Source organism: Streptomyces lateritius, assembly GCF_014649715.1.
Taxonomy (GTDB): Bacteria; Actinomycetota; Actinomycetes; order Streptomycetales; family Streptomycetaceae; genus Streptomyces; species Streptomyces lateritius.
Map to the genome: position 1 here is coordinate 1,623 of NZ_BMTO01000005.1, position 786 is coordinate 2,408.

General features: G+C 67.0%; 1 protein-coding gene. It reads left to right on the top strand.

The window, feature by feature from the left end; all coding sequences use genetic code 11:
• Positions 1–786 (top strand): LamG domain-containing protein (locus tag IE136_RS35520; protein ID WP_229818812.1); only part of this gene is annotated, 786 nt, incomplete at both ends.

The following is a 786-nucleotide window of genomic DNA, read 5'->3' on the forward strand; positions in this document are numbered from 1 at the left end:
GCTCGGTGAGACGTCCGGCACCCTTGCCGCGGACGCGATCGACGCCAACCAGGGCCAGTACAACGGCACGTACAAGAACGTGACCCTGGGCAGCGCCTCGGTGCTGGCGGGTTCGACGCAGAAGACGGCCACGTTCAACGGCACCACCTCGTACGTGGAGATGCCGAGCGCCCCGGGTGCGACGCCGTCGTACACGTCGGTGTCGCTGTGGTTCAAGACGACCACGGCCGGCGGTGTCCTGTTCTACTACGGTGACAAGCCGCTGAGCGACCCGAACCCGGTCGCCAACACCACGAAGAACACCCCTGCGGTCTACGTCGGTATGGACGGCAAGCTGCGTGGCTGTCTGGCCATGTCGCCGGGCTGCATGTCGACGATCACGTCCACCGCGACCGTCACCGACGGCCAGTGGCACAACGCGGTCCTGACGGGTGTGGCCAACAGCCAGACCCTGTACCTGGACGGTGTCTCGCAGGGATCCCTCTCGGGCACCATCAACGACTGGGTGCAGCCCTACATCAGCCTGGGTGCGGGTGTGAACACCAACGGCTGGCCGTCGATGAACCCGAACGACAAGCTCGGGCACTTCGCGGGTCAGATGGCCGAGGTGGCCGTCTTCTCCGAGCCGCTCACCCCGGCCGTGATCGGCGCGCAGTACCAGGCCGCGAAGCGGTCCGCCGGTCTGCTGTCGAAGATCACCACCCCGGGTGGCAAGACGCAGGCCTCGGTCGTCTACGGCACCACGGACGACCTGGTCCTTGAGGCCACCGACGGCAACGGCGGTAC